This is a genomic window from Paenibacillus sp. Marseille-Q9583 (assembly GCF_976954365.1).
Genome location: NZ_CDRJTB010000126.1, coordinates 1 through 6521, shown reverse-complemented (window position 1 = coordinate 6521; position 6521 = coordinate 1). Strand labels below are relative to the sequence as shown.

At 40.0% G+C, this 6521-nt stretch carries 6 protein-coding genes; 1 reads left to right on the top strand and 5 read right to left on the bottom strand.

Annotated features, from left to right (window positions below):
- Positions 1–10 precede the first annotated feature (10 nt).
- A complete protein-coding gene (locus ACWNM1_RS29885; RefSeq protein WP_042185833.1) occupies positions 11–907 on the bottom strand; it encodes a carbohydrate ABC transporter permease in 897 nt (298 codons plus the stop codon).
- Positions 908–992: 85 nt separating this feature from the next.
- On the bottom strand, positions 993–2330 hold the full coding sequence (locus tag ACWNM1_RS29880) for an ABC transporter substrate-binding protein (protein ID WP_341055698.1): 1338 nt from the start codon (positions 2328–2330) through the stop codon (positions 993–995).
- A 263-nt stretch (positions 2331–2593) separates the two neighbouring features.
- On the opposite strand from ACWNM1_RS29880, the gene ACWNM1_RS29875 reads away from it, so the two are divergent.
- The gene (locus ACWNM1_RS29875; RefSeq protein ID WP_449603826.1) at positions 2594–3658 is read left to right on the top strand and encodes a GntR family transcriptional regulator; all 1065 of its coding nucleotides are present in this window, start codon (positions 2594–2596) and stop codon (positions 3656–3658) included.
- Between the two features lie 1102 nt (positions 3659–4760).
- Here the strand turns inward: ACWNM1_RS29875 and ACWNM1_RS29870 are convergent.
- The 3 genes from ACWNM1_RS29870 to ACWNM1_RS29860 form a co-directional block, all read right to left on the bottom strand.
- On the bottom strand, positions 4761–4970 hold the full coding sequence (locus ACWNM1_RS29870; RefSeq protein WP_449603825.1) for a hypothetical protein: 210 nt from the start codon (positions 4968–4970) through the stop codon (positions 4761–4763).
- Between the two features lie 330 nt (positions 4971–5300).
- Entirely contained in the window at positions 5301–5930 is a 630-nt protein-coding gene (locus ACWNM1_RS29865; RefSeq protein ID WP_449603824.1) for a hypothetical protein, read from the bottom strand.
- The coding region (locus tag ACWNM1_RS29860; protein WP_449603823.1) for a hypothetical protein at positions 5911–6521 on the bottom strand (611 nt) is incomplete at its 5' end. The genes ACWNM1_RS29865 and ACWNM1_RS29860, both read right to left, overlap by 20 nt.

Genomic DNA, 6521 nt, shown 5'->3' with positions numbered 1-6521 from the left:
AGCGCCCATTTTAATCCTCCTCCTTTTTGAACATTCCACTAAATTTCAGCTGCGTTAAATTGATAATCATAGCAATGACTAATAGAACGATACCAACTGCAGCAGCGTAACCGAGCTTATTCTTCTCAATCCCTTGTCTATACAGATATCCGACTATAGTTAGGCCAATATTTTTCGGTGAATTGTTACCGTTAAACATCATTAAGCTCTCGGTAAACATTGCCAAACCTGCATAAACACTAATTGTCGTAACATATATCGTGGTCGGCTTCAATAATGGCATTGTAATCGATCTGAACTTCTGCCAAGCAGATGCCCCGTCAATTGAAGCAGCCTCATAATAATCATTGTCAATGTTTTTCAAACCGGATAGATAGTACAGCATATTAACACCTGTCCATCGCCAACATGCAAGAATTAATAGTGCAGCCATACTCCATTCTGCATCTTTCAAGAATTTAGTAGGCTCTACACCAAATAGACCTAGAAAACTGTTCATTAATGAACCATCCATTTCACCGAATGTTAGGCGAAAAATAGTACCCGCCACTGCGACAGATGTCAATGCAGGAAGAAAGAACGAAGATTTAAAAAACTCCCTGCCCAGCATTAACTTACTGTTTATCATAACGGCAAATAACATTGGGAAAGGGATTAACAGCACTAAGGTTCCTAGCATGTATACAACGCTATTTTTAATAGCCGTCAAAAACACTTTATCTGTGAATAACTTCGAATAATTCGCTTCACCAACCCATTTTGGATCCTGTCCCAACATCCTATCTTGAAAACTCATTACGAATGAATTTACAAGTGGATAAGACCAGAATATCAAGAATATGATTATGAATGGCAACACAAAAACATAAGGTGCAACCTTTTGAGAGTATACAAATTTCTTTATCATAATCCCACTCTCCCTTGACTATGACTAAACCTGCCGAGCACCATTCTTGCCGACAGGCTTAATCATAACCATTTACTTATTATTTTTATTTCAATTCTTGTTCAATTGCTGCCTGTGCTTCATCGAGAGCTTCCTTCACGTCTTGGCCATCTTCAAAGATCGCATTCAGAGTAACCGTATTGAGCACACTGCCGATCGTCGGTGAAGCTTTTACGGATTTGATACCTCTAATTTCGTCTTTAATTTCATTCAAAGTATCAAATGCATTTGTTTTAAAATACTGGACGTATTCGTTATCAGGGTTTTTCGTTACAGCCTCATCTTTCCATACTTCCATATTGATTGGGTCAAATCCAAGTGTATTCCAGATTTCAGTAGTAGCTTCTTTCGAAAGCTTAGCAAAAGCTACAAACTCTTTTGCCAACTGAACGTCTTTACCAGTCTTAGTAACAACTGTGCCAGTACCGCCTAAGCCAACGGAACGAGGATTACCTTCTTCGAATACAGGCAAGGGAGCAATTGCATACTTACCTTTAAGGTCCTTCATTTCGTTTACAAAGCGGGACATGTACCACTCAGGCATCAATGCGCTTGCGTAGTTGCCTTTGTTATATTCGCCTTTTGCTTCTTCCGTGTCGGGTTGTCCGCCTGGGATCGTATGAATAACATTATTCTTCTGCAGGTCAACTAACATTTCAAACGCTTTAATCATCTCAGGTGAGTTAACTTTTGGATTGCCATTTTCATCTGTAAAATCAGCATTTTGCTGAGCAAGTAATAGCGAGGCTTGCCACGTAGCGGATGTATCAGCAGTACCTAAGTACTTACCAGTCTTTTCATAAACCTTGATACCTGCTTGTTTGTAATCTTCCCAAGTTTTGATCATCTTGTAGTCAACACCTGCTTGTTCGAGAATTTCCGTGTTGTAGAAAGCAAGCGTAGCACCTACGTGATAATCAAAGCCATAAACCTGGTCAGCTTTGGAGTAAATATCGACACGTGAGGGAACGACAACGTCTTTGTATGGTGCAAATACATCATTCAAAGATTCCAGTGGAACGTTGTCCCCTTCCAAGAATTTAGGGAACTGACCAAGCTCGATATCCGCAATATCAGGAGCACCTTTTCCGCTTGTAACTGCCAATAAGAGCTTGTTGTGCATATCATCGTAAGGCATAACCGTTACATTCAACTTAATCTGTTTGTCTGGATTCTGTTGGTTCCATAACTCCAGCATTTTATCCAAATGCTTGCCATGCAAATCTACGAATGTCCAAAATGACATTTCTGTTGCATTCTCACCGGCATCAGCGCCTAACTGCTGTGTTTCCGTAGATGAACTAGAAGACTTACTACATGCCGACAAAACTAGTGACATCATAAGGATTGTAACGATGGAGATTAATGTAATGCGTTTTTTCATTTGTTCGTCATCCTCTCTTTTTTTGTTACTCATTTGAGATGCTGGGTGACTGGTCAATTCTGTTAATTTAAGCGGTCTCAACACGTCTCGTTACCAACCTTCTTAACATGATTCTAACCTTTCAATGAAAAGACCCCTTCGTAACAAATTTCCTAATTCTGTATTGTAAGCGCTTTATAAATTGCATTATAATATATACGTAATATATTTTATATAACCAATTGATTATAAAAATCATTAAATTTTAAGGGAGATGTACTTATTTGAAAAAGCTGGTGCTCTACAAGCAAATTCAAGAAGATATTGTACAGAAAATTAAATCTGGGCAGCTTCGGCCAACGGACCGTGTCCCTTCTGAACAAGAATTAATGGACGAGTTCAAAGTAAGTAAAATAACCGTCAAAAACGCCTTAACCCAGCTAGCTGACGAAGGATTAATTATACGCGTACAAGGCAAGGGCACATTCGTCTCTTCTAGTCTTGATGTTTCTAGCATTGATTCTCCATTATCTCCACACAGCGTGTCGTCCTTGCCGCTCATCGGCTTCATTATTCCGACGATGGTAACCCGTGTCATTCAGAAGCTCGTCGACTACACGGAACAATTCCTGTCTGAAGCTGGCCTCAGCATGGTACTAAGCATCACGCGAGAGTCCTCCTCTATCGAATCGAACGCCATTCGTACACTAACGGGGCTCGGTGTGAAGGGACTGATTGTTTTTCCAACAGAGGATGAGAAGTACAACGAATCACTACTGCGTCTGTCGCTCGATAAATTCCCATGTGTGTTCATCGACCGCTACCTGCGCAACATTGAGACGTACACGATTACATCAGACAATTACGGCGGTGCGTATAAGGCTGTCTCTCATTTGCTATCCAAGGGTCATCATCAGATTGCGCTCATCTCACCTGAAAATGCCAATACAGCCATCGAGGATCGCACGCTCGGCTTCGAGAAGGCGTACACAGATCAAGGTATATCAATTGACAAGAGCTTGTGGTGTCACATCCCTCTCGACATTCTACGTGGTGAGCAAGCATTGGAATATGTAAGCGACTTCTTGCAGGGTCATAGTAGAATTTCGGCAGCCTTCTCCTTGACCGAAGAAACCGCACGCCTTACATCGGCCGCTATCAGCCGTCTGAACAATCACTCAAACATCGATTTGCTATCTTTCGATAATCCACATCTTTCATTCGTAGCTTATGTACAGCAGGATGAACAGGAAATGGCACGAACAGCCGTAAAGCTGTTACTTGAACAGATAGAGAATATTTATTCACCTAAGAACGCCGTCATTCCCGTGCAGCTCATCTTCCCTTAACTATTTCATTGGACTTTATCGACACTCTGGGGATACCTTCAGTAGAAGTTGCCTTCTCTTTGATCTATTCCCCTTGCTTTGTAAGTTATAGTCGTTTTTTGTCGATGACAAGCCTAGGTTACTTGCATGTAAGCTTTGTTTCTCGATCAATAATAAATAGCGAAGGGGCTTTTGCTGAGAGTCGGCAAAAGTCCCCTTCGAAGTCCACACTATTCTATAGCATAAATAAACCCGCAGAAGCCCGTTTATGCACCATTCCGACCGGAGAGTAACCTACCCTGCTCCTATCGTCGTTATGCTGTAAACACAGCTCCTGCGGGTTTTTCTTAAAAAAACTTGCCCCTACTTATGATACGGTTCACCGTAACAGTTGTCGAGCGAAATACAAAGCACCCGAATGGGTGCCTTGTATTTCTACTATTAGAATTATGCAAATACTACCTTAATTTCCCAAACCGTGGATTGGTGATCCTCAAACCTTACCGCTAATGAGAAATCTTTTATACCATTCTTTAGTCTCCCGTCTGCAATCTGCTTCCATGTAGGCTCATGATGGTACCAGACCAGACTTACTGGTAAAGATGCAGATGTGTTATTCTCAAAGTTTGCTGTAAACAAAATCTCGGAACCGGATTTATAACTTTTAAAGCTCTACCGTTACCCCAGCGTTTACTTACGTAATAGCTAAATCCAATTTCGACGAGAATTCTTTTGACCAACCTGTACAGTGCTGCACCTCAATATGCAATGCACCAAGTGACATAAGGAGAGCTACAGCCTCTGAGAACTTATGTTCAAATGTATAGCGATGATATTGAGCGAAAGGGAAATACACGTTCGCGTCTACGCTTCATGAGCGTTCCCTCCTCTTTGGTATCCTCTTTGCAAAGTGACATGCCATCCAATCCAACCTGCATCTCGCCAACGAAAGAACGACCAGAGGGACAATGTAGCTTACGAGCCCGATTGGATTTGAACCAATAAGCGCTAACTTGGCCCCTACTTTAGTAGCGTTCACGCGATGTCTATAACGGCGAGTTTTCAGATGTGAGCGTCAAATACCCCCACCTAATGAAAGATGAGGGCTATTTGAAGCTTACTCTTAGGGAGTAACCAGTTCTGCGAGCTTGTCTGCGACGTCTTTCATTGACTCTTCTGCAGTGTCTAGGTCGGCTCGCGAACCGAGCAAGGGACTGACATCGCGAAGCTCTTCATACGTGGTCCCGTGCACAATTGGAACAAGTCGCACACGAGTTAGGAGTGCAGAAAGTTCCTTGTCTGCAATGCCCTCTGATTTAAGGCGTTTTAGCAAACAAAGCAGGGGTCACCAGCACAATCCCAACTCGCAAGTTCGCCAGCCCTTGCAGATGAAACGAAGCAACGACACGCTGAGGCCTGCGTCCTTCTCGCTGAACCAGACAGAGACACCACGTGACTCAAGCAGATCGTGCAGATATCCTTGGCACCCCCTCATAAAGAAATAAAAACTTAAACCTTCACTTAAAGCTTTATAAACTAGTTATTCTGCACAATGTGCACACATAGAAATCACCAAATACTAAACATATGTACTTTGGAGAAGGGCATAAATCTTTGGATAATAATCTCTAATCAGTTTTCACTAAAATATTAACATATCAGTTCACAAACTAATTGAATACTGGTACTCTTGCTTATTCGTATTATTTAAAACATACTTTTCAACATTGATTAAATGAGAGAAATGTTGTTCTTTAAAGAGCAACTTATTCTGGCCCCATAATTGATATTCGTTTAAATCTACTACTCGTGTCCCTGGTGTTATTTTTCTCCCCAATTTTGAAAAAGAATTATACTCAGCTTCCTTAACTGTATCATTTAACATAAACACCCTGTATCTATAAGTAACCTTTTCTTCTTCACAGTCCAACATCTTGAGCAAAAGTCTGCTGTGAACAAACCCCGAAAACAATTGTCGTGTAAGTTGCTCAAGTTTATTGGCAGGTGTTCTTTTTAATTCGCAAATACTTACTTCAATCGAATCGCCACTTATTTTGACAAACACTCCATCCGGGAAATTATCTACTTTGAAAAATTTTATTCGACTATTTTCATTTTTTTTTGAGTTTGCTTCACAAAAAAGATGATATAAATCATAGTCACTAGAATTGTTTGAAAATTCAACTGTCATTATAGTATTGTCATCAAGTTCTTCTTGAATATAAACTATATCCGAAATTTGTGAATAAAACCCTTCTTTAATAAGACAAAAGTTAGCCGTTGTTGTCTTCATTATCCACCTTTTCTTCTATCTGTTTTTGTATAGCGAGCGTCTCGTTGTATAGATTGTTTAGTTCATCACTAAATAATTCAATCTCATATCCATAATCGCCTCTTATCTTTTCCTCAAGAACTGATCTCTTACCATTACTCTTTAATTCGTAAACCTTAACTCCAAAATCTACATTTGTTAGAAGTATGTTATTCAAGCGTGAGAAAAACACGTCACTATGGGTTGTTAAATAAATTGAGTTGTTTGACAATATGAGTTCCTTAATATAGCCTAATAACTCACTTATACTTTTGATTGATAAATGTGCTTCTGGTTCTTCGATTATAATTTGTTTATACCGCTCTAATGGATTGTGTATTATCAAGAAAGGTATAAATCGATTCTGCTTTGTTGAAAATAATTCTCTTTTAATTAATGTATCATCATCTTTTAAAATAGCTTCAATTTCTCCATCTTCACCGTGTACAATCTTCCCTCCGAAAAGAGGAACAAGCTTTTTCCCGACTTCCTCGAAGAGTTCAGGAATATGCTCTGCGGTATCTTTATACTGTAGATAAGCAGAATCAAATAATATTTCACTATATCTTTGAA